This window comes from Paenibacillus sp. EKM206P, assembly GCF_011066155.1.
Lineage (GTDB): Bacteria > Bacillota > Bacilli > Paenibacillales > Paenibacillaceae > Paenibacillus > Paenibacillus polymyxa_D.
Window position 1 is genome coordinate 269338 of the sequence record NZ_JAAMNQ010000004.1, and the last position, 23827, is coordinate 293164.

At 45.7% G+C, this 23827-nt stretch carries 27 protein-coding genes; all 27 read right to left on the bottom strand.

What is annotated here, in order from left to right; genetic code table 11:
• Positions 1 to 92: 92 nt before the first annotated feature.
• Positions 93 to 743, bottom strand: coding sequence for a translation elongation factor Ts (tsf, locus tag G9G53_RS11035; protein ID WP_013309917.1), 651 nt, complete (start codon positions 741 to 743; stop codon positions 93 to 95).
• Between the two features lie 130 nt (positions 744 to 873).
• On the bottom strand, positions 874 to 1572 hold the full coding sequence (rpsB, locus tag G9G53_RS11040) for a 30S ribosomal protein S2 (RefSeq protein ID WP_013309916.1): 699 nt from the start codon (positions 1570 to 1572) through the stop codon (positions 874 to 876).
• A gap of 253 nt (positions 1573 to 1825) precedes the next feature.
• Entirely contained in the window at positions 1826 to 2473 is a 648-nt protein-coding gene (locus G9G53_RS11045) for an endolytic transglycosylase MltG (protein WP_165147577.1), read from the bottom strand.
• On the bottom strand, positions 2470 to 3102 hold the full coding sequence (locus G9G53_RS11050) for a hypothetical protein (protein WP_039274678.1): 633 nt from the start codon (positions 3100 to 3102) through the stop codon (positions 2470 to 2472). The genes G9G53_RS11045 and G9G53_RS11050 overlap by 4 nt, the downstream gene beginning before the upstream one ends.
• A gap of 41 nt (positions 3103 to 3143) precedes the next feature.
• Entirely contained in the window at positions 3144 to 3464 is a 321-nt protein-coding gene (locus G9G53_RS11055; protein WP_029517010.1) for a hypothetical protein, read from the bottom strand.
• A gap of 82 nt (positions 3465 to 3546) precedes the next feature.
• Entirely contained in the window at positions 3547 to 4956 is a 1410-nt protein-coding gene (locus tag G9G53_RS11060; RefSeq protein ID WP_039274680.1) for a DUF342 domain-containing protein, read from the bottom strand.
• Positions 4957 to 5000: 44 nt separating this feature from the next.
• Positions 5001 to 5789: a FliA/WhiG family RNA polymerase sigma factor gene (locus tag G9G53_RS11065; RefSeq protein ID WP_013309911.1), complete on the bottom strand. Its 789-nt coding sequence runs from the start codon at positions 5787 to 5789 to the stop codon at positions 5001 to 5003.
• A gap of 14 nt (positions 5790 to 5803) precedes the next feature.
• Entirely contained in the window at positions 5804 to 6217 is a 414-nt protein-coding gene (locus G9G53_RS11070; RefSeq protein WP_029517008.1) for a hypothetical protein, read from the bottom strand.
• Positions 6218 to 6219: 2 nt separating this feature from the next.
• A complete protein-coding gene (locus tag G9G53_RS11075) occupies positions 6220 to 6717 on the bottom strand; it encodes a chemotaxis protein CheD (RefSeq protein WP_010346358.1) in 498 nt (165 codons plus the stop codon).
• Complete coding sequence (locus tag G9G53_RS11080; RefSeq protein ID WP_029517007.1) at positions 6710 to 7336, bottom strand: chemotaxis protein CheC; 627 nt, start codon at positions 7334 to 7336, stop codon at positions 6710 to 6712. Before G9G53_RS11080 ends, G9G53_RS11075 begins: the two co-directional genes overlap by 8 nt.
• Positions 7337 to 7339: 3 nt before the next feature.
• Positions 7340 to 7801, bottom strand: a complete 462-nt coding sequence (locus tag G9G53_RS11085) for a chemotaxis protein CheW (protein ID WP_007430046.1) — start codon at positions 7799 to 7801, stop codon at positions 7340 to 7342.
• Positions 7802 to 7863: 62 nt separating this feature from the next.
• Positions 7864 to 9960: a chemotaxis protein CheA gene (locus tag G9G53_RS11090; RefSeq protein WP_069011401.1), complete on the bottom strand. Its 2097-nt coding sequence runs from the start codon at positions 9958 to 9960 to the stop codon at positions 7864 to 7866.
• Positions 9961 to 9993: 33 nt separating this feature from the next.
• A complete protein-coding gene (locus G9G53_RS11095) occupies positions 9994 to 11544 on the bottom strand; it encodes a chemotaxis protein CheB (RefSeq protein ID WP_029517004.1) in 1551 nt (516 codons plus the stop codon).
• Positions 11545 to 11574: 30 nt separating this feature from the next.
• On the bottom strand, positions 11575 to 12462 hold the full coding sequence (locus G9G53_RS11100; protein ID WP_029517003.1) for a MinD/ParA family protein: 888 nt from the start codon (positions 12460 to 12462) through the stop codon (positions 11575 to 11577).
• On the bottom strand, positions 12459 to 13901 hold the full coding sequence (gene flhF / locus G9G53_RS11105; protein ID WP_165147580.1) for a flagellar biosynthesis protein FlhF: 1443 nt from the start codon (positions 13899 to 13901) through the stop codon (positions 12459 to 12461). The genes G9G53_RS11100 and flhF overlap by 4 nt, the downstream gene beginning before the upstream one ends.
• Entirely contained in the window at positions 13898 to 15931 is a 2034-nt protein-coding gene (gene flhA, locus G9G53_RS11110; protein ID WP_016820963.1) for a flagellar biosynthesis protein FlhA, read from the bottom strand. The genes flhF and flhA overlap by 4 nt, the downstream gene beginning before the upstream one ends.
• A gap of 23 nt (positions 15932 to 15954) precedes the next feature.
• Positions 15955 to 17067 (bottom strand): flagellar biosynthesis protein FlhB, encoded by a 1113-nt coding sequence (flhB, locus tag G9G53_RS11115; RefSeq protein ID WP_165147583.1) that lies wholly within the window; start codon positions 17065 to 17067, stop codon positions 15955 to 15957.
• On the bottom strand, positions 17067 to 17852 hold the full coding sequence (gene fliR, locus G9G53_RS11120; protein WP_165147586.1) for a flagellar biosynthetic protein FliR: 786 nt from the start codon (positions 17850 to 17852) through the stop codon (positions 17067 to 17069). The genes flhB and fliR overlap by 1 nt, the downstream gene beginning before the upstream one ends.
• 10 nt (positions 17853 to 17862) lie before the next feature.
• Positions 17863 to 18132, bottom strand: coding sequence for a flagellar biosynthesis protein FliQ (fliQ, locus tag G9G53_RS11125; protein WP_165147589.1), 270 nt, complete (start codon positions 18130 to 18132; stop codon positions 17863 to 17865).
• Between the two features lie 37 nt (positions 18133 to 18169).
• Positions 18170 to 18925: a flagellar type III secretion system pore protein FliP gene (fliP, locus tag G9G53_RS11130; protein WP_016820959.1), complete on the bottom strand. Its 756-nt coding sequence runs from the start codon at positions 18923 to 18925 to the stop codon at positions 18170 to 18172.
• Complete coding sequence (locus tag G9G53_RS11135) at positions 18922 to 19455, bottom strand: flagellar biosynthetic protein FliO (RefSeq protein ID WP_029517000.1); 534 nt, start codon at positions 19453 to 19455, stop codon at positions 18922 to 18924. The genes fliP and G9G53_RS11135 overlap by 4 nt, the downstream gene beginning before the upstream one ends.
• Positions 19456 to 19467: 12 nt before the next feature.
• Positions 19468 to 19833: a response regulator gene (locus G9G53_RS11140; protein WP_010346372.1), complete on the bottom strand. Its 366-nt coding sequence runs from the start codon at positions 19831 to 19833 to the stop codon at positions 19468 to 19470.
• A gap of 29 nt (positions 19834 to 19862) precedes the next feature.
• A complete protein-coding gene (gene fliY / locus G9G53_RS11145; protein ID WP_165147592.1) occupies positions 19863 to 21173 on the bottom strand; it encodes a flagellar motor switch phosphatase FliY in 1311 nt (436 codons plus the stop codon).
• Positions 21163 to 22161, bottom strand: coding sequence for a flagellar motor switch protein FliM (fliM, locus tag G9G53_RS11150; RefSeq protein WP_029516998.1), 999 nt, complete (start codon positions 22159 to 22161; stop codon positions 21163 to 21165). Before fliM ends, fliY begins: the two co-directional genes overlap by 11 nt.
• A gap of 43 nt (positions 22162 to 22204) precedes the next feature.
• A complete protein-coding gene (locus tag G9G53_RS11155; protein WP_023988194.1) occupies positions 22205 to 22678 on the bottom strand; it encodes a flagellar basal body-associated FliL family protein in 474 nt (157 codons plus the stop codon).
• The gene (locus G9G53_RS11160) at positions 22675 to 22899 is read right to left on the bottom strand and encodes a flagellar FlbD family protein (RefSeq protein WP_013309896.1); all 225 of its coding nucleotides are present in this window, start codon (positions 22897 to 22899) and stop codon (positions 22675 to 22677) included. Before G9G53_RS11160 ends, G9G53_RS11155 begins: the two co-directional genes overlap by 4 nt.
• 60 nt (positions 22900 to 22959) lie before the next feature.
• Entirely contained in the window at positions 22960 to 23778 is an 819-nt protein-coding gene (locus G9G53_RS11165) for a flagellar hook-basal body complex protein (RefSeq protein ID WP_029516997.1), read from the bottom strand.
• Between the last annotated feature and the right edge of the window lie 49 nt (positions 23779 to 23827).

The following is a 23827-nucleotide window of genomic DNA, read 5'->3' on the forward strand; positions in this document are numbered from 1 at the left end:
TTATGTAACAGGATAGGTGTCCTGTTGCAAGAAATGGAACACTGATGTGTCCCATTTCCATTTTTCCATATGCGATTACCGTTCGTTGGTAATTATTGTTTCACTTGAGACATAACTTCTTCGTAGAAGTTGTCTTCTTTTTTCTCCAGACCTTCACCCAGTTCAAAACGAACAAAGCGACGCAGGGAGATGTTTTCGCCAATCGTACTGATTTTTTCGTTGATAAGCGTGGAGATTGTTTTGTCTGGATCTTTGATGAAAGATTGCTCCAACAAACAGAACTCTTCATAGAACTTACCAATACGGCCTTCAACCATTTTTTCAACAATTTTTTCTGGTTTACCTTCGTTCAGCGCTTGTGCTTTCAGGATTTCTTTTTCTTTTTCGATCTCTTCCTGTGGCACTTCTTCACGACGAACATAACGAGGGTTCGATGCAGCGATATGCATTGCAATGTCGCGTACAAAATCTCTGAACTGGTCTGTTTTAGCTACGAAGTCTGTTTCGCAGTTTACTTCTACCAGTACGCCGATACGGCCGCCAGCATGAATGTAGGATTCAACAACACCTTCAGTAGCAATACGACCTGCTTTGTTGGCTGCAGCTGCAAGTCCTTTTTCGCGCAGAACTTCAACCGCTTTTGTCAAATCACCGTTTGCTTCTTCAAGCGCTTTTTTACAATCCAGCATTCCTGCGCCTGTTTTTTCACGAAGCTCTTTTACTGCGCTAGCATTAACTGCCATATTATTTCCCTCCAAATTTGATTTTCAGTGGTATACCGTGCTTATTCCTTAAAAAAAGGGTAGTGAGAGGTTATACACCTGCCAACCACCCTTTTCATTTAATTCATATAGTTATTTCCTAATGGAAATGTTATGCTGTAGTTTCTTCGCCTTGGTTTGCTTCCATAACTGCATCAGCCATTTTACCTGTCAGCAATTTAACAGCGCGGATTGCGTCGTCATTACCTGGGATAACATAGTCGATTTCGTCTGGATCGCAGTTTGTATCAACGATACCTACGATTGGGATACCCAATTTGCGAGCTTCAGCAACCGCGATACGTTCTTTGCGTGGATCAATGATGAACAGAGCACTTGGAAGGCCCTTCATGTTTTTGATACCGCCCAAGAATTTTTCAAGACGATCTTTTTCTTTGCGAAGAATGATAACTTCTTTTTTAGGAAGAACTGCGAATGTACCGTCTTCTTCCCAAGCTTCCAGTTGTTTCAAACGGTCAATACGTTTTTGAATCGTTTGGAAGTTAGTCAGCGTACCACCCAACCAACGTTGGTTAATGTAGAATTGACCAGCGCGTGCTGCTTCTTCTTTAACGGAATCTTGTGCTTGTTTCTTCGTGCCTACGAACAGAATTGTACCATTCTCAGCTGCGATGCTTTTCACAAAGTTGTAAGCTTCCTCAACCTTTTTCACTGTCTTTTGCAAGTCAATGATGTAAATACCGTTTCTTTCAGTGAAGATATAACGATCCATTTTCGGGTTCCAGCGACGTGTTTGGTGACCAAAGTGAACCCCAGCTTCCAAAAGCTGTTTCATGGAGATTACTGCCATCTTCACGCACCTCCTAAGTTTGGTTTTTTGTGTGTCCTCCGCCGACATCATTTTTCATAAAGACTTTCAATTGGAAAGCACCCTTTATAAAATTAACCGACGTGCGTTTTTAACACCGTTAATTAATATACCATAACACTTGCATCGTTGCAACCAACTTTTCGACAATAGTTAGAACAACGCAAAATGTGACGTTTTACGCCTCTCATTGAACTTTTCAGGAAGAATAAAAGCCGTCCACTTCCCAGTCTGGTCAGTTGGACGGCTTTTTCGTAATTTTAGTAATGATAGAACTGAAATCCTCACCTTTAGCAAACTGATAGGTACCGGTACGAATTTTGGTATTGATTTTTTTAGCCTTAGCTGCTGCCTCAAATGCACTAGCATCCGATACGACCCCTGCCCGTTGCAATCCTGATGCCACACTTCTCAAATTGCTTCCCGATGCAATGCTATACTGCACTTGTGGGGTGACAGGCTGCTTGGGGATATTGGGAGTCGCTGTAGTGCCAGAACTTTGAGTTTGCGGCTTATTCGGACTTTGTGGAACCGATGTACTGCTCGAAGGTTTAGAACCAGCCGAGGATATGCTGTTTGCAGGTGCCTTTGGTGTTGCTGGCGTTTGAGCTGGTTTAGCTTTTTGGGGTGCAACGGGAGTTTTATTACCTTCCTTGATCACCTTATTACGCCATTCCTCTTCTGTCATTTTCGGGTCAGAGCTGTCACTGACCTGGAGATTTAATCCGGCTGCTGCCTTTTCTAATTGCTCTCGCGTCATGTTTTTCGGGTCTGTGGAAGATTGCTGCGATTGCCCCTGACCGATCAATGCCAGTTGCAATAGCAATGCCCCCGTTATAAGACCAGTACCCATGCCTAGCATAAATGAACGGTTTTTGATCACGTTACATCCTCCCGCTCCGCGAGTTGCAAAATAAGCTGTACTTCACCCCGTTGAATGCCTGATTGCTTAGCTATATAGTCCACCGACTTACCTTGCTCATGCAGCGCAAACAACTCTTGATAACGATCACGGATGGACTCTGCTTCCTGCTCAGTTTCAGGATCTTGTAATGCCGTCTGTTCCTCCATAGTTATGAGGGGAGCTTCTGAACCAGAGTAGCCTTCCTGCACAGACATCTCAGGTTGCGGACTTTGAAATTGACCGTATGCAACCGCTGCCTGATGAGAAGCAGCTGTATGTTGTATTTCCTTAGGTACAGGCTCGGTTTGCATAGACACAGTTGCAAACATAGCCTGGCGCTCAAGCTCCACGATACGGCTCCGAAGCTCAGCTACTTGCTCCTGTAATGCCGCCTGTTTCACTGTATGCTCCTGCTTCATACCAGAAACGAGTTCAATCAACTCGTCATTATCGTTTTCAATATCGGCCATATATTGCTCTAATGTGGCCTCGACCTTTTGGACGACGGCCTCTTCTGTTCCCCGGCCTGGCTGACGCTTAGGCTGTAGCCAGGCGTAGACAACAGCTGCGGCGCCCAGTAGAACAATATAAATCCATGGTTGATCCACTGCCCATCGTCTCCTTTAATAACGCTTCTCCACCTGTCGGATCAGAGCGAAAAATCAATATGGTGTCCCTTGAATGGATGCTCTGCCGGATGCTCCTTAGGCAGTTCAGCCTCATCTGGCCGGGAGCGGCTCTGCTGGGAAGAATCTCTGCTCTGCCCCCCTGTTTGCCGCTCACCGACGAATGTTTCCGCAGACTGATCTACAGCACTGCTTCGCTGACGCATATTCTCCGTCTCCAGCGCGGCCTTTTGTCCAAGCAATGCTTGATCATTCATCGGTCGCTGCTGGGACTCACTTTGGTATTTTCCAGCTTCGCTGGTGCGAGGTACGGCAATTTGCAATTCAACAGCCTTCAAGCTCATTGGACCACACCCTTTCCGATTGGGCATCCGTATCTTTCTTCCAAGGAATACAATGTTAAATGTTGTTTATCAGTGTGCCGAATTACACGTAGGAGGACATGCTGATGTCTCCCTCATGATAATAAAACGCCATTCTTTCCACTGAATCTTTAATAAATTTTGTATATCTGCCGATAACTATTTTAGAGCCACCATAAATCACATTTTTCACTTCTACCCGTGCGCGGCTTGTATCCTCTAATGTTCGTTCAATTTCAAGCATTCTGGACTTGGTTTCCAAAAGCTCCTGTTCATTAGATTTTTTAGTAGATGTCAGCTTGATTCGCATAGCCATTCTTTCAGGTGCAAGCTGTCCGGCGGCGGCAAGCTGATCCAATATGGTAAGGGCCTTATTCGTTTTATCCTGGCTGTCTGTCTGCTGCTTCAAACGTGCGCGGAGTTCTGTCAGTTCATCGCGCAGTTCGGGAAGTACACCCACTTCGATATTGGTAGCTGTGGACATCGTATTACCGACGGTACGAGCCACTACCTTTTTACCAGCTTGTACACTGCCACCTACGATAAGCCCTTTTGTTCCTTCGCAGATTACATTATTACTCGCTTTGATCTGGGAATGCATAATACTCTGGGATACAAGTACATCGCCTCCCGCAATCACGTTACCATCTTGTATAAACGAGCATTTCACATTTTGTGCAGCTTTCACGAACCCCTTATGATATCCGATAATACCGCCAGTGATTTCCACTGAACCTTCCGCCACAATTTCGGCCCCTTCCACACCACCGATGACACGAATGTCGCCAGCCGCCCGAACCCGGAAACCTGTCAAAACATTCCCACGAATGACGACGGTTCCAACAAAATCAATGTTGCCGACACTATAATCGACGTCCCCGTTCACTTCATATACGGGGAACACATTAAGTTTGCCCTTTTCAGTCGTAGTTACCAGTCCGTCAATAGCCGCATACATCGCAACACCTTCTGGATGGATCACTACATTTTTTCCAACTTTAAAACGCGCCTCTTTACCTGGAAGAAAAGGAATTTCCTCTCCGGTTACAGCAATCCCCGGTACACCTGGCAGAGGATCAACCCGTTCGGCAATCAGTTGACCACGTTTTACATTTCTTAAACGAGTTAGTTCTTTATAATCCACCCGTCCATCCACGGTTTCAAGCGGCTTATGTGCATCTTCGCCAGTCACAATATCAGCCAGATTAATTTTTCCGTCTGTACCATGGATCGGCTGCTTTCCCTGAGCAATCAGTAATTTTCCGAAGAAATGATCTTCTGGACTTGCCGCAAATACGCGAATTGCATCGGTTATTAAACCGTAGGATATTTTTTGGTTGCTTAGAAAACGCTCTAATTCTTCCACAGAACAGGCAAAGCCTTCTTCACGTTTGGCAAACTCCAAGTAGGCGGTTTGTTTGTCAGGTGAGACAACCACTTTTAAAAACTGGTCCAAAGCATATTGCTTCTCCACAAGGGTGCTCCTTCCGTCTAACTGTTACTGTAACCTCCCGTACGTTAATCTTTACGCATTAGCAAATCCCGTTGTTTGTCCAATGTCGCTCTCAGACGTAATATTGCTTTGGAATGCAACTGTGAAATTCGCGATGGAGATAGCGACATGACCTCAGCGATTTCGCTGAGTGACAAATCCTCGTAATACAATAAAGAAACAACGATACGTTCTTTTTCAGTCAATTTATCAATGCCTTGTGCAAGGGCATCACGAAGTGTAAATTCATTGACCTTATGATCCGGATTTTTCGCCTTCTCGTCCACCAAAAGGGAAAGCCGTGTTTCCGATTCCTCTTCGCGGATCGGATCCTCCAGTGAGACAATCGACATAACAGCGACCTCTTGGATCATATTTTGAAACTCTTTCTCAGAAACGTCCAAATAATGACTCATCTCTTCGTCGCTGACCGTGCGTAGATATCTTTGTTCCAAATGCTGGTATGCATCCTCGATTTTTTTCGCTTTTTCCCTAACTGAACGAGGAACCCAATCCCCTTGACGAAGACCATCCAAAATCGCTCCACGAACACGCCAAGAAGCATAAGTCTCAAACTGCAAACCACGCTCATAGTCAAATTTCTCTAAAGCGTCAATCAACCCCATAACGCCGTTACTCGCCAGATCATCCTTAGATACATTTTTAGGCAAGCCTACTGCAAGACGGCCTGACACATACTCCACAATATGGAGATACTTTTCAATTAACTGTTTTTTTGCTTCCTTGTCACCGTGTTCTTTCCATTGTTCCCATAGTTCGGAATGGTTTAAATGAGCGGCTTTTCGCTCGTTCATCGGCTTCACCCTCCTTATTTGTCTGTCAGGTGACGAACGGCCTTGGCCAATTCTTCAGGGTCCTTGTTGGAAACCAGCTTAGGTGGGTTTAACGGTGCAAAACCATTATCCCCCTCGTCCGTCTGCTCTGGTTTCGGTTTCAGCAATTCATTCAGGTCTTCATTTTCGTCTGGTGTCGTCAGGTCCAGATTCCCCCCTACGCCATCTACCTGAGAGCTTGCCCGGCTTTGGGCATTCCCCAGATCTGGCCGCGCTACAACACCTAGTGTCCAGCGCAGCACAAATGCAAGTAGGAACCAAAAAACGAAGGCGATCAAGCCACGAATTAAGCTCGTGGTCAGCAGATTGCTGCCAACGGACAACACAAAAGTCAGAATAAATCCGACTACTCCAGACCAAAGATTAATGCGTAAGCTGCCAAATAACATGTTTATAATTCCTTTACACCTTTTTGTACGCTTCGAATATTCAAAACGCCAGTTTCAGAGTCCAACTCAATCGTTCGTCCATAATTGCCGCCTGTGTCCTCCGCAATCAAAGGAATGCCGAGATCTACGAGCATTTCCTTGCATGATTCTACATTACGTGGACCAATCCGCATGGTGTCTCCACTACCAGCAAAGGCGAACATCTGCGCTCCCCCTGCCATTTTAGCAATCAGCCTGCGTCGTTCTGCACCCAATTTCAGCATCCTCTCAAATAACTCGGGCAGCGCCGTATCCGCATATTTGGCTATATTCAGCTGCCCTTCACGCGCAATATCTGAGGACGGTAGCATCACATGTGCCATGCCTGCCAGTTTCAAATGAGGATCATAGAGGGTCAATCCGACGCAGGAGCCAAGTCCTGTCGTACGAATCGAGTTCGGATTGCTGGTAACATTTAAATCTGCCATGCCGACTTTAATGATGCTTTTATCCTCAATCATCGTTCATCGGGACTCCTAACGACCTAAAGATTTTCCCGAACGATTCTGGATCAGGAATCAGGAAAAATTGACCCTCTATCTGATTCTGCCCTTCCAGAAACGATGTGTCAATCAATAATGCAGCATCTCCCATCTGCCCAAATTGCAGCAGTCCGTAGCTAAGAATTGCTCCTGCCATGTCCAACGCCAGCGCAGGGACTGTTGGATACATGGATAAACGTGTGAAATCGGCCAGCGAAGACAGGTAAGAGCCCGCTAAAATGTTTCCGATCTCCGACAGGGCTGAGTGCTCCATTTCGTTAAAACTGTCCTCGTCATCTGAAGGAATATTCGCCAAACGGGAAAGTAAGCCTTTTGCCGCCTGAGGCTGCAATATGAAGAATAGATTGCCGGGGGCTTCCCCTTCTACCCTAAAAAATATTGCAACAACAAGTTGCTCATTTCCACCGACTTTATCGGCAATTTCCTCAAAAGGCAGCATTTGTACTTTGGGCACACCCATGTCGACCGGTTTATTGAGAAGCCGGGAGAGCGCTGTAGCAGCGTTCCCCGAGCCAATGTTGCCGACTTCTTTCAACACATCCAACTTGAAGTCTTCGAGATTCCCAAGATTCTCCATATGTTAATCCTCTAAGCCTTCCAGTTGGTTCATTTCGCTACGATTCAGGACTTCGGACAAGTTCAGCATAATCAACAAGCGCTCTTCACCAATTTTAGCAACTCCGCGAAGATATTTAGCCTTAACTCCGCCAATCACTTCCGGTGGTGTCTCGATATTGTCAGTATTCAGGTCAATAACGTCATTCGCTGAATCAACGATAAAGCCGACTTGCATTTCGCCCACTGCAACGATAATGATGCGGGTTTGATCGGTATATTCAGCTTCAGGCAATCCAAATCGGCCACGAAGATCAATAACCGGAATGACTACGCCTCTCATGTTGAATACACCTTTTACAAAATCGTAAGTTCTTGGAACCCGTGTAATCGGCACCATGCGTTCAATAGATTGGACTTTTTCTACTTCAACACCGTATTCCTCTTCACCAAGCTTAAATACGATAACTTTAATTTCTTCTCCCATGTCTAAAAACCCTCCTTATTGATGTCAGCAACTTCACATTTCTTTCATTTCTGATGAAGACATTATTTAATGAAAACATTCGGGTCAATGATCAACGCAACCTGACCGTCACCCAGAATCGTGGCACCTGAAATTCCTTGGATGTTTGGAAGGTATTTGCCCAGATTTTTAAGGACAATTTCACTTTGTCCCAAAAAGTCCTGTACAGAAAGAGCTGCCAAACGGTCTCCCTTGCGGATGACCACGACCTCTGTCTCTTCTTCTTCATCTTCATTGAAGTCCGGTACCTCAAACAGCTGACTCAAGGAGATGAGCGGGATATGAGAATCGCGGAAAGCAATCATTTTATTGCCATGTACAGAACGAATTTGTGTCCGTTTGACAATCGCAGTCTCCACAATGGAGGACAATGGGATCGCATATTTTTCAGAACCGATCTGTATCATCATGGCTGCAATAATGGATAGGGTGAGCGGCAATTGCACAGAGAAATTAGTGCCTTGGCCCAGTGTAGAGTGAACCGTAACATTGCCACCCAAAGCAGTGATTTTGGATTTAACAACGTCCAAACCGACACCGCGTCCTGATACGTCTGAAATGACTGCAGCTGTGCTAAAGCCTGGAGCAAACAATACCTGATAAGCTTCCTCGTCGGTCATGACCGCTGCTTGCTCTGCTGTCAAAATCCCTTTAGAAATAGCACTGTTTAGTACCTTATCGCGATTAATACCATTTCCGTCATCTTCAATCTCGATGAATACGTTATTTCCGCTATGAAAAGCACGCAAGTTAACCGTTCCTGTCTCAGGTTTACCAGCTGCAATCCGATCGGCTACCGACTCAATGCCATGATCCACGGAGTTACGAAGCAAATGCACCAGAGGATCGCCAATTTCGTCGATAACAGTGCGGTCCATTTCAGTCTCTGCTCCAGTAATAACCAAATCAAGTTTTTTATCCAGCGATTTGGCCAGATCGCGCACCATACGCGGAAAACGATTGAAAACAGTGTCTACTGGTACCATCCGCAATTTAAGAACGACGTTTTGTAAATCGCTGCTCACACGACTCATGTGCTCTACCGTTTCTGTCAGTGCTGGATTGGAAGCTTCACTTGCCAACTGCTCTAACCGCACGCGGTCAATGAGCAACTCGCTAAATAAGTTCATAAGTACATCCAGACGTTCAATATCTACACGAATCGTACGGTTATGCGTAGGGGCAGCTGCCTTAGCTGCTGGCGTCTTACCTGCAGCTGCCTTAGCCACAGAGGCCGCAGCTGAAGACTGCGGCTGGGATGGAGCAGGTGATTGCACGGCAACAGGAGCTTCCTGTACCGCAGCAGTCTCAGCCAGTCCAGCAGTAACTTCGCTCATTTGTTTAAGCGATTCCTGATCTAGTTGTACCACTGAGACAGTGTCAATTTCAGAGATGCCCGCGATTTCCTTTTCCAGCTCCCCAACTTCTTTCTGCGTTATGTAATATAACGAGAAGCTTTGCTCGAATTTCTCCTGCTCAATATCCTGTACCGACGGATAGGCCTTGACGATTTCACCAGAGTTTTCCAGCGTATTAAACACCATAAAAGCACGCGCCGCCTTTAACTGGCTCTCTGAGCTGATTGTTACCTGTATATAGTGAACACGATGTCCTTCAGAAATAGATTGCTCCAATACAGAATACTGGAACTGATCCAAAACAAGCCCAGCACTATCGTTTTTGCCCACTTTTTTAGATGGAGACTCCTCAGTCGCAGCATTTGCGCCGGTCTTTTGGAAATCTCCGCTCACGATGGATTGTAGTGAAGATACAATAGAGGAGACATCCGCTTTTCCGTCGCCTCCCTCTGTAATGTGCTGCACCATGGACTCCAGAGCATCCAATCCCTTAAATAAGGTATCGAATATAAATTCATGCATCGCCAGCTTGTTGTTACGTACAAGATCAAGAACGTTTTCCATTTGGTGGGTAAGCGATGCTAGGTCTTCAAACCCCATCGTAGCAGCCATTCCCTTGAGGGTATGGGCAGAACGGAAAATCACCTGAACGATACCTAGATCAGTTGGATTGCTTTCCAGTTGAAGCATTTTTTCGTTAAGAGATTGCAGATGATCATTCGACTCATCAATAAACATGTTTAAATATTGGTTCATGTCCATTGTGAGACACCTCCTCCATGAGTTACACTCCGATTATTTCACAACTTGTACAAGCTTGGGGGCGATCTCCTGCATTGGCAGAAGGTGACGCACACATTTTAACTCTACTGCTGAGCGGGGCATTCCGTACACTACACAAGTTTCCTCATTTTCAGCAAATGTGGATTGTACCCCAGCATCATAAAGCTTCTTCATCATTTTGGCCCCGTCGCTCCCCATTCCAGTGAGCAATACTAGATGCCGCTCCAACGAGGTTAACGAGAGCAACGATTCAAACATCGTATCTACGGAAGGACGGTGACCATTGCGAGCTTCCTCCGTCTTCAGTGACACAGTGTATTTACCACCAGCTCCTGGTACAATTCTTAGTTGATATCCCCCTGGGGCAATGTAGGCCGTTCCAGTCTCCAACGTCATTCCCTGCTCAGCCTCCACAACTCGGAGTGGACTTAACGTGTTTAAGCGTTGTGCCAGCGAACGAGTGAAGTTTGGCGGCATATGCTGAACGATAACGATTGGAGCAGGAAAATCACCAGGAATGCGTTCCAACAGCGTCTTAAGCGCCCGCGGACCGCCCGTAGAACATCCCACCGCCACTAGTTTGCGAAAGTTGGACGTGTGCACACCTTTTTTAAGTGACAATCCCTTAGGTGCGGCAGGAACTGTAGGTGCCGCTACTGGAGGCGTAGCAGCCGCAGGAGTACGAGTAGCTGATGAAATCACCGTCTTATGGGGCTCCGGCTTAACCAAGCCTGCTTTATCCTTACCATGCAGCGATTTGCCAGCGGCCGTAGTAGTACTGTTTAGTTGCCCTGGTGTTCGTCCTATCCCCTTGGACAAATCTTCCTTCTTCTGAACAGTAGGTGCTTGGACTGACTTATTGCTTGGCTGAGCAGCTGGCTGCTGTTCTATGCGCCCCGCTGTAACAGATGTTCCAGACTGTTGTCGTTTAGTTTCCTGCTTGGCTACTGCCGGAGCGGACTTGCCAACATCACGCTTCGGCTGAGCTGATACAGCAGGTGAAGGAGCAAGCGGAACAACAGGAGACTTGTCTGTCGAAGCTTGACTGCCTGATCGCTTCTCAGTCACAGCCTGTCCTGGAGGCTTTTGCTGTGGCGTTTTTTTCGCTTGTTCCAATGCAGCTTTGCGCTCATTAGCTTCCTTGCGCTCCAGACGACTCCGCACTGCTTGCATAGCAGTGTGCATCTGTTCCAGCAGCGCCTTACTCACTTGCTCAATATCTTGCGCATGAGCGATGGAAGGCTTTCTTATAAAATCGAAAGCTCCTGCCTCCAGAGCCATGATGGTCTCCTTCATGCCTTGTTCATTAATGCCTGACAGCATAATTACAGGTAGCGGATGGGCTGCCATAATCAATGGCAATGCTTCAAGACCATTCATTTCAGGCATCTCGACATCCATGGTGACCAAATCGGGCTGCAATTCCTTCACTTTCTCTACAGCCTCTTTGCCATTGGCGGCTGTACCTACGATGTTGAACGACTCATCCCTTACAATTAAATCTGTAATAATTTTGCGCATAAAGGCCGAATCATCTACAACCAGCACCCGGTAAGCACACATGTTAAACACCTCTGTTTCCTCTCATCAAAATCAATGTACAGAACGCCGCAACCATTTTTGCATAAACCCTTTAATTCCACTCAATGCACCTGATTGCGGAATCTGTGGCATTGCTGCAAAACGGTGTGCCAGATTCAATACATCTCTTGAAGCCGCACATCCCGGAAAAGCAACCATAAATGGTACTTGCCTTTTGACTGCTTGCATGACATGAGTATCATCACTGATATGTCCAAGCAACGGGATATCGATCTCCAAAAAGCGTTTCGCAACCAGTGCGATCTTATCGGCAACTTGACGGGCCTCATTATCGTTATCGGCACGATTGACTATAATTTTGAATACCGTATCCTTTTGCAAACCGCTGACGACTTTAATTAGCGCATACGCATCTGTTAAGGACGTCGGTTCTGGCGTAGTTACAACCAGACATTCGTCAGCTGAAGTGATGAATTTAAGGTTTTCTTTGGATAAACCAGCACCTGTATCAAATAGAATATAATCCATATCTGCCGCCATTTTCTCTACTTCTTCGGCAAAATAATTCAGATCGTCATCCGATAACGTAAACAATTCGCTCAAACCCGATCCTCCAGCAATATAAGGCAAACCACCTACACCCGTTTGAATAATTTCATCAATTGATTTCTCACGTTTTAGCAGATGTAAAAGATTGTATTGTGAATTGGCTCCCATTAATACATCAATATTGGCCATACCTATATCAGCATCAAACACAAGTACCCTTCGACCAAGGGATTGCAGAGCAAGAGCAAAGTTCAGCGTGAAATTGGATTTGCCCACCCCGCCTTTACCACTGGTGATCGTTATAATTTTTGCTTGACGACTACGTGGGGGCAATCGATATTTATCCAAGGAAGAAGCCATTTGTCTAAGTGATTGGGCTTGGTCACTCATATGGAATCTCCGTTAACTCCTGTTGATGTTTTGGGTCCAAGCAGCATGCTTGTGACCATTTCTGTATCGGGATGAAGCAGGTCATCAGGAACATTTTGTCCATTGGTAATATAGGCCAGCTGCATAGGAAATTGATGCAAAAGATTAAACATTCCACCGCAGCTACCTGTCTCGTCCATCTTAGTAAATACAACCTTACCGAGACCAAACTTGCTGAAATGTCCAGTTATATTGAGCATATCTTTACTTTTGGATGTCAGGCTGAGTACCAGATACGTCTCACTTTCATTAATAGGCGAAAGCAGACTTTGCAGTTCCGAAACAAGTAATTCATTACGATAATTTCGTCCTGCGGTATCCATGAGGATCAGGTCACAATGTTCCAGCCGTTGAATGGCTCTGTGGACGTCACCAGGAGATTGCACAACTTCAAGCGGTACATTCAAAATCGTAGCATATGTTCGCAGTTGCTCGACGGCTGAAATCCGGTACGTGTCAGAAGTAATAAATCCAACTTTGCGATGATGCTTAAACAACTGTTCTGCTGCTAACTTGGCAATGGTTGTTGTTTTCCCTACTCCGGTAGGACCTGCCACATACACAATTTTGGTATCTTTGGAGATCCCTTTGTCCAGTCTTGTCTGAATAAAACTGGCCACTTCCTCACGAAAGGCTTGTTCCCAATCGAAAGTTTCAGGCGCAAAAGGGTGCTCGCTCCGACGCACATATACCTTTTCGAGCCAATACTCCAGTAAATCACGTTCCACTTCCTGTTCCAGCACACGCTCACAAATCTCTTGCAGCGGCTCCGGCCAAGTACTTTCCATTGAAGAGTTTCGGGAAAACCGAGTCATCATAGTCTTCATTTCCCGCAATTCATTAAGCAGAGCCTGATTTTCCTCCGCTCCGCTCTTGTCTGGAACGCTTGCTTCAATGGGCTGTTTAAACAGTTCACTGGATGATTTCATGTTCGAAAGTAATGCTTCATGATCAAGTGCTTGAGACGTAGTCTCCAGATTATTAGCAGACCTAGATGACAAATGCTCAGTTGCTGAAGCTGCTTGTTCTGCATCGATCATTAATTCAGCTTGTTCTTCTTTGGAACCACCCGTCATCTGCGTTACCCGCCGATAAGCTTCTGGAGCAGCTTGTCTGGGAACCACAGGCATAAATGATTTTTCTGGCTGTTCAGGAGCATTCATTGAAGATGAAGCCGCCTGGGCAAGCTCTTGTGAAGATAGTCCAAAACGTCGTGGCTTTTGAGGTTGCTTCTCCTCTACCGCAGCTACCACTTCGATTTTCTTTTTACTGAACATTCCCATGAAACCGCCGACCTTCATTTCCTTTGTACTTAAAATGACGGCGTCTGTTCCTAAGTCACCCCTGATTTGCAGCATAGCTTCTGGCATGGTATCCACTACATATCGTTTCACTCTCATAAGTTCACCACCCCGACACTTTGAATTTCAACGTTCGGCTCCAGCTCACTGTACGACAGCACTGGGACATCCTGCATCGTCCGCTCCATCACTTGCCGCAAATACATACGAATTGTCGGTGACGTTAACACAATAGGCTGCTGTCCAGATTGAATGAGACGGTTGATTTGCTCCATCATTCTTTGATACACCGTTTGCGTTGACACCGGGTCTAGAGCTAAATAGCTACCTTGCTCCGACTGTTGCACGCTTTCAGCAATTTTCTTCTCCAATCCTGGTCCCACTGTAATAACGCGTAACGTCTCCCCTTGTTGGGCAAATTGCTGCGTAATCTGACGGGACAACGCCTGACGGACATATTCAGTCAGCACGTCGGGATCTTTTGTATAAGTACCGTAGTCAGCTAGTGTTTCGAAAATAGTCACCATATCGCGAATGGAGATTTTTTCTTTCAATAGCTTGGCCAGCACTTTTTGTACATCCCCAATCGCAAGCACAGAAGGAATAAGGTCGTCCACCAGCACTGGATAATTCTCTTTGAGATTGTCGACCAGCGACCGTGTTTCCTGTCTGCCAAGCAACTCATGAGCATGTTTCTTGATCGTCTCCGTAAGATGAGTAGCTACAACTGAAGGTGGATCAACTACGGTATAACCAGATAATTCCGCAACATCCTTGGTGTTCTCATCAATCCAGAGCGCAGGCAATCCGAAGGCTGGTTCCGTCGTTTCGATTCCTGTAATAGAATCATCGTCGTATCCCGGACTCATAGCCAGGTAATGATTTAACAGAAGCTCTCCGCCGCCCACGGTATTACCTTTAATTTTAATTACATACTCGTTTGGCTTGAGCTGAATGTTGTCCCGAATACGAATGACCGGCACAACCAGACCTAGCTCCAAAGCACATTGACGACGGATCATAATAATCCGATCTAATAAATCCCCGCCCTGCTGTGTATCCGCCAGCGGAATTAACCCGTATCCAAATTCAAATTCAATTGGATCTACCTGAAGCAAATTAATGACACTTTCCGGACTACGGACTTCTTCAATTTGTTGCTCCTCTTCCAGCTGTTCATCGGCTATCTGCTTGCGCTCCATATTGCCCTGCATTCTTCGAGCCGCAAAAAACAGCAGAATCGCCAGTGGAAGAGTTGTAATGATATGAATAGGTGTGAAAAGCCCTAATAATGCAATTGTGGCAGCCACAATGTAGATCAGTTTTGGATAAGAAAAGAGTTGTCCAGTTAAATCCTCTGCCAAGTTGCCATCTGACGTAGCCCGCGTAACAATCAAGCCTGACGCCGTGGATATGAGCAGTGCGGGAATCTGACTGACCAGTCCGTCACCGATGGTGAGGACAGAATAAGTCGACAGCGCCTCTTGAAATCCTTTTCCCTGAACGGCCATACCGATAATAAAGCCACCGACCAAGTTGATGATCAAAATGATAATACTAGCAATGGCATCACCTTTAACGAATTTACTCGCACCATCCATCGCTCCGTAAAAATCCGCTTCCCGTTCGATTTTACTGCGTCGTTCACGGGCTTGCTGCTCATTGATCAAACCTGCATTCAGATCCGCATCAATACTCATTTGTTTACCCGGCATTGCATCCAATGTAAACCGTGCGCCTACCTCAGCAACCCGCTCAGATCCCTTGGTGATAACAATGAACTGTACGACCACGAGAATGAGAAAGACAACAAAACCGACGGCAATTTGCCCTCCTGCAATCCAACTACCAAACGTAGCAACTACTTCCCCTGCATGGCCCTCACCTAAAATAAGTTTGGTTGTAGAGATATTAAGTGCCAAACGAAATAACGTTGTAATGAGCAGCAATGAAGGGAAAATAGAGAACTGTAAAGCTTCCTTCGTATTCATAGAAACGAGTAGAATCATTAAAGCAATAGAAATATTAATGACGAGTAGGATATCCAGCAGCCATGATGGGATCGGGAGAATCATCATAAGAACGATACCGATGACGCCTGCAAGGACAGTTATTTCTTTTATTTTCACGGGTCTCTAGCCCTCCGATCCCTTTATTTCACTTTACCTTTTAATTTATATACATACGCCAGCACTTCGGCAACGGCCTGGAACAGATCAGCTGGTATCGCATCCCCGATTTCGGCTCTTTGAAACAGCGCCCGCGCCAGCGGCTTGTTTTCCATCGTTATAACGCCGTTTTGCTTGGCAATTTCTTTAATTCGGAGCGCAACGTAATCTTGCCCTTTCGCAATAATCTGCGGCGCTTCCATCTCCGAACCGTCATATTTCAAAGCCACAGCAAAGTGCGTAGGGTTGGTAATGATGACATCTGCATTAGGAACCTCCTGCATCATACGCTGCATAGCCATACGGCGCTGACGCTCGCGAATTTTCCCTTTGATCAGCGGGTCACCCTCCATTTTCTTGTATTCATCCTTGATGTCCTGTTTGGACATTTTCAGGTTTTTCTCATGCTCATAACGTTGATACATATAGTCCAATACCGCTAAAACGAACAGCACCACACCAATTTTGAGCCCCAGTTCCATCGTTAATGAAGCTGTAAAGCTCAACATCTGATCGCCGGACATTTCAGCCAGTTTGGGTAGGTCAGCCTTTGTTTTCCAGAGTACGCTGTACACCAGATAACCAATTACGGTCATCTTTAAAACAGATTTCAGGAATTCAACCAATGACCTCATGGAAAAAATATTTTTGAATCCTTTAATCGGATCAAGCTTGCTAAACTTGGGCGTAATGCCCTCTCCAACTAATAAAAAGCCGATCTGCATGTAATTCGCTGCTATCCCGATGACAATGGCCCCAATAAAAATAGGTGCCAGCATAATCATGATTTGCACGCCATACTCACCCATCATTAGCAGCGTTGTGTTCGGCGTTACCTCCATAGAAAGCCGATTCACAAAAATATCCCGAAACAAGCGGACCGCATGATCCTTAAAATACCCGCCGAAAATCATGAGGCAAAAAAAAGTAACCAGCAGGACACCAGCGGCGGGCAATTCCATGCTTTTGGCAACCTGCCCTTTTTGTCTTGCATCCTGTTTCTTTTTGGGTGTAGCTTTTTCCGTTTTTTCCCCTGAGAACAACTGCAGGTTCATAGCATATTTAAATGACAAACTACGTTCCTCCAGACCAGACATTAAGGACGATTACCCATAATATCCAACAAATTGCGCATGGATTCGAACATCACAGAAAACAATTTCTCGAATATAAAAGCAAAACTTGGCATGAGAAGTAGTAACATGAACAGTCCCACAAAAATTTTGAGCGGTACACCAATGACAAAAATATTAAACTGGGGAGCCGTTTTAGCAAGAAATCCGAGTCCCACATCCGTTAAAAAGGTAGCCACTACAATGGGAGCAGCAATTTGAAAGGCCAGCATAAATGATTCCGCAAAAGAACGTACCAGGAATTCAGTTACACTGCCACCATACAGCTTTACAAAAAAATCATTTGTTAGCGGTACCCAATCATAGCTGTATAAGATAGCATTTAGCAGATGGTGATGCCCGTTTATGCTCAAAAAGAGCAATACAGCTAAAGCAAACTTGAAATTTCCTGTTAAAGGCGATGAAGCTCCTGTCATAGGGTCAAGCACATTGGCCATTCCGAAGCCTACCTGTAGGTCAATAAATGAACCAGCGGTTTGGATCGCAGTCATGAACAAATATGCAGTAAACCCCAATAACAACCCAATTAGCACTTCACGACCCACTAACAGCACATACGCTACATCAGTCGGTACCTGTTGATGCGTACCATACGTAAGATACACGACCAAAGCTAGAAATCCTGAAATTCCAACCTTAAAGATATTAGGTACCCCTCGGGTTGAAAAAATAGGTGCTACTACAAAAAATGAGGTAATCCGACAAAAAATCAGCAAAAAAACAGGAAAACTCTGTAACAATATGCTCATAACATTCAGCCTAACCTATATATTTGTACAAATTGTCCAGAATGTTATACGTAAAGTCCACTAATGTGGTCAATATCCAGGGCCCGAACAAAAGCAATGCCAGCAATACGGCAACAATCTTCGGAACAAAGGCCAGTGTCTGCTCCTGAATCTGGGTTGTCGCCTGAAAAATGCTGATAATCAAACCCACGACTAGCCCCAAAATCAGCATCGGAGCGCTCACCTTGAGTACAATATACACCGCTTGCCCAGCTAGGGAAAAAATAAACTCCGAAGTCATTGCCGTCCTCCTTGATTGCTGTCCCTGCATGAAATATTCATGTGTTAAAACTCAGAAGCAATGATTTGACTACCAAATACCAACCATCTACAAGTACAAATAGCAGTATTTTAAAAGGAAGTGAAATCATTACCGGTGGTAGCATCATCATCCCCATAGCCATGAGTGTACTCGCTACTACAATGTCTATAACTAAAAATGGTATGAAAATCATAAAGCCCATCTGAAAGGCCGTTTTCAACTCACTGATTGCATAAGCCGGAACCATCACCGTTAGTGGAATATCCTGATAATTCTTTGGTTTTTCCATCTTGGTGTATTTCATAAAGAGCAGTAGATCCTTCTCACGTGTATGAGAGAACATAAAGGTCTTGATCGGTACCGATGCCTTGTCCAGCGCCTGAGACTGTGTTATATCCCCCTTGAGATACGGCTGAAGCGCAGTTTCATTCATAGCTGAGAACGTCGGTGCCATAATGAATAAAGTGAGAAACAAAGCCAGTCCAACAAGCACCTGATTAGGCGGCATCTGCTGGGTTCCCAGCGAAGTTCGCACAAAGCCAAGCACAATCACAATTCGCGTAAAACTTGTCATAAGTACAAGCAACGCGGGCGCTACACTAATGACAGTAATAAGTAAAATAATAGACAGCGAGGTGGCACCGGGCTGTCCTTTGTCCGAATTGCCGACTTGAATATCAATGTTCGGAATCGGTTCCGCAGAGGCCGCCGTCACCGAAATGAAGCTGAACAAGACAAGCAGCAAACATGCAAGTATAATCTTTTTTCTCATGAATCTCCCGACCGATCTGTAGTATTCTCCTCATTGCGCAGCTTTTCAAGTTTATCCTTGCGATTCGGCATTTGCCGAAGCTTGGATTCAAACATCTCGTGAAAAGATGTCTCCTCTTCAGGCTGCTGCTGTGCCGCGTTGTTCCGGCGAAGCTTATCCGCAATTTTAGCGAATAGCGGGGCAATCGGGCCGCGCTGCAGAGAAGCTTCCTGCTCCAGTGCGGCCAAAATTTGCTCCACTTCTTCAGGATCGGATACTTTGTCAACAAGCTGGATATCTTCTCCCACACCAATGAGGTACACACTGCTACCTACTTCAACAAGCTGAAGGGATTTATTGGGACCCAGTCCCACGCCTCCCAGTATGCGAACGGAGCGGTTGCTGAACCAGCTCTGATTTCTTTTACTCAAAAACCGTATCAAGTACACGATCAGTACGATGATAAAGATTAGCACGAAAAGGACCCAGGCAATGTTGCCTATATTGCTGGATGTACTCAATGCGTCAGAGGCACCCTGTTGTGTATCCATACTGGGTGCGCCTTACACACCCAGTGTTTTGTTGATGGCTTCGATAACCCGATCCGATTGGAAAGGCTTAACGATAAAATCTTTTGCGCCAGCTTGAATGGCATCAATAACCATTGCTTGCTGACCCATCGCGGAACACATGATAACCTTTGCATTCGCGTCAATTTGTTTGATTTCCTTCAGAGCGGCAATGCCGTCCATTTCAGGCATCGTGATATCCATCGTAATCAGGTCCGGACGAAGCTCCTTGAATTTTTCAATGGCCTGTGATCCATCTTGGGCCTCTCCTACTACCTCAAATCCATTTTTGGACAGGATGTCCCGAATCATCATTCTCATAAATGCAGCATCGTCCACGATCAAAATACGGTTTGCCATCTGAAATAAATCCTCCCTAAATTATGCTTTTATTGTAATTTTTGAATACGGTCCCATTGACTTACAATATCTGTTACGCGCACACCAAAGTTCTCGTCGATTACGACAACCTCGCCCTTGGCAATCAGTTTGTTGTTAACCAAAATGTCCACCGGCTCCCCAGCAAGCTTGTCTAGTTCAATAATTGAACCTTGTGAGAGCTCCAGAATATCTTTAATTTGCTTTTGGGTCCTTCCTAATTCTACGGTGACTCTAAGGGGAATGTCCATCAATAAATTTAAATTGTTTTCATCCACTTGCGCAAATGCACCGGACTGCAAGTTAGAAAATTGTACAGGTTGTACATTTACATTACGTCCCGGTACTGCGCCGTAATGATGAGGCGTTCCGTAAGGAGCTTGCGGCGGTACACCAGCTGGCATTCCATAACCCGGTGTTCCATAGCCTGGAGCGCCCTGCTGCCCATATCCCGGGTCTTGAGGATACATTGGCGGTTGTTGACCATAGCCTGCGTCTTGCGGCGCCTGCGCGGCTGCAGGTGGCTGTTGATAGGCTGGTGCAGGCGGTTGCTGCGGAACGCTAGCTTGTTGCGGCGCTTCGGGAGCAGCTGTTGCAGCTACCTGCTGTGCGGACGCTTGCGGTTGTTCCTCATCCTCTCCGCCATTCATTAGGATGCTCACCATTTTTTTGGCGAAATTAACAGGTAACAGTTGCATCAGCGTAGAGTCAATAAGATCCCCGATCAATAACCGGAAGGAGACTGTGATGAGCGTCTCTTCATCCGGCAGACTGGATACTCCATCACCGTGCATAGGATCCAAAATATCAATCCCCGGTGGAGAGATATTAACAAAACGATTAAACATAGTAGACATTGAGGTCGCCGACGATCCCATCATCTGGTTCATCGCTTCCTGCACAGCACTAATGTGGATCTCATTCAATTCTTCATCTGCTGGGTTTCCTTCACCACCAAGCATTAAGTCCGCTATCACTTGTGCATCACGCTTTTTGATTACGAGTGAGTTAATACCCTCGAATCCATCGACATAATTTACATGTACAGCTACGTGTGGCTTTGGAAATGCAGTTTCAAATTCAGAACGGGTAATAATTGAAACTTTAGGTGTCGTAATATCCACCTTTTGACCGAGCAGTGTGGAAAGAGCCGTAGCTGCGCTGCCGAACGTTATATTACCGATTTCCCCGAGAGCATCCTGCTCCAGAGGAGTCAGAAAATCGTCAACGGTCTTGCCTGCGGGAGTAGAATCCGTCCCCGCTTCAGACTGTTTCAGCAAGGCATCGATTTCCTCCTGGGACAAATAGTCTTTACTCGTCAATTTCTTCAACTCCTTCGTTGACAATTTCATCAATTTGTACGGCAACACGATCTCTTACCATGCCGGGACTTCCCATAAACTTCAATTTCTCGCCTACCCGGATGGATAGTCCTTCTTTGACAGGTTTGTTCAATGAAATGACATCCCCGACCGAAAGACCCAGAAACTCGGCTACATTTATCCGGGATTCACCCAACTCCGCAATAATAGGGAGCTCTGCTTTGGTGACCCGTAATCTCAAGGCGTCAATCTCTTCGGGCGCCCTTGATTTCTTTTCGGATGTAAACCACTGGTGCGTGGACAGTCTAGCCATAATGGGTTCCAATACCACATGCGGGATACAGAGGTTAATCATCCCTGTGGTATCACCAATTTTGGTACTAAGCGAAATCAGAGCAATCGTTTCATTCGGCGAGACAATCTGCATGAACTGCGGATTTGTTTCCATCGCCTCTAGACGCGGTTCAATGTCCAGTACCGTTTTCCAAGCCTCTTGCAGGCTATCAAAGGTACGACTGAAAATTCGCTCCATAATCGTCGTCTCGATTTCGGTCAACGCAGTAACCTTTGACGGTGCCGAACCTGTTCCTCCGAGAAGCCTGTCCAACATGGCATAAGCAACGTTCGGGTGAACCTCAAGCACCATACGGCCTTCCAGCGGTTCAGCTTCAAAAATGTTTAGAATGGTCATTTTCGGAATGGAGCGAATGAATTCATCATAAGGAAGTTGCTCCACCTGAACGACATTAATTTGGACAAAAGTACGAAGCTGCGCTGAAAAATATGTGGTCAGATACCGAGCAAAGTTCTCGTGTATCCGCGTCAGACTCCGTATATGATCCTTGGAAAACCTAAGCGCTCTTTTGAAATCATAAGCGCGAACTTTCTTTTGGGTATCTTCCTTTTTAAGTTCTTCCGCATCCATTTCACCGGACGAAAGAGCTGCTAAAAGGGCATCAATTTCCCCTTGTGACAGTACATCCACCAATGTTATTCACCCCCTTACGTGTTCCTGACAAGTTCACCTGGAATCAAATGGCTGCCAGCAAAAAGTCTGTAATTTTGGCGTTCCCCAGGTGACCTTCAGGGAGCGACTTGTTGATGAGATCCGTCAGCTTGTCACTGAACTGGTCCCGGCCTTTAGCCGTTCTGAGCTCATCAGGTTTGGTGTCTGCAAGTAATTGAATAACGATGGGCTTAATACTGATGTCTTTGATTTTTTCAAAAGATTCTTTTGCTTTGGCATCGTTCAATTGAAAAGATAGGTTCATCTGAACAATGTAATCTGCGTCTGCCAGATTTGTTTTGATACCGGTAATTTCAGAACTCACTTCCACCAATTCATCTGCTGACAATCTTGGGAGTTGTTCTGCCTGAGCAGCTTGCGCATTCGGTATGACTTCCGACTTCTTCCCGCTAAGCGCTGGTATAAGTACAAAGGCCGCGCCTGCAATCAAAGTAATCGCGAGTAAAATTGTAATGAGCCATGGCAGCATCTTCTTCATTCGTCTTCCTCCATTTGTTGCACTTTTATCGTGGCGGCATGCATGCCGATTTCACGGCTGTAACCCTTGATCAAGGAGACGACATCTGCCGCTTTTTCCAATACAATCAACCGTTTCCCCGTCACCAAAGTGACGTATGTATCCGGTGTTTCCTCCACAGTCTCAATGAGCAGCGCATTAAGCCACATAGGCGAGCCGTTCAGCCGCGTTAACGGGATCATCGTAATACCAACCTCCTGATAGGTGCGGAGGAGCCTCTACTCCTCCGCGTTTAAATAAGATTATCGTTTCAAGTTTACAACTTCCTGAAGCACTTCATCCGAGGTCGTAATGATACGCGAGTTCGCTTGGAATCCGCGCTGAGCTACGATCATTTCGGTAAATTCGCCTGTCAGATCAACGTTAGACATTTCCAGCTGACCTGAGATAATAGCACCGGTGCCATCATCAGTGCTGTTTGCTTCCATAGCAGTGATTTCACCCTCGTTTCCAGAGTTAACTGTAGCACGATACAGACTACCCCCGATTTTTTCTAATCCTTCTGGATTGATTACTTTAGTTACTCCAATTTTGGTAGCATTATCTGTTCCACCAGATGCCAAAGTTTGTACAATGGTTCCATCCTGAGAGATTGAGAAAGCAGTAACATCGTCTGCTAACGTAATGGGAACTCCACCACCTGAATCAGCAACAAAAAAACCGTCCGAAGTTACCAAATGCCTATTTCCGTCAATGTGAAAATCTCCTGCTCTAGTCAAGTATGGAGCTTCTTGATCCGCATTCATTTTAACCAAAAAGAAACCATCACCATTAAGGCGTAAATCTGTTGGATTATTCGTCGTCATGGCACTTCCTGGTAAATGAAGCGTGTCAATGGAAGCCACAGTCGAACCCAATCCAATTTGCTTTGCGTTACTTCCTGCCGTTTCTTCTCCAGACGCACTTGCACCTGAACTCGTTTGGCTCAAGATATCCTTGAACATCACTCGGCTGGACTTGAAGCCTGTAGTATTTACGTTTGCAATGTTGTTACCGATAACGTCCAGCTTCGTTTGAAAGCCCTTCATGCCCGATACACCTGAATACATTGATCTCAACATTGAGTATAAATCCTCCTCTGATTGGTTGCTTAGTTGACCGCATCAGTCG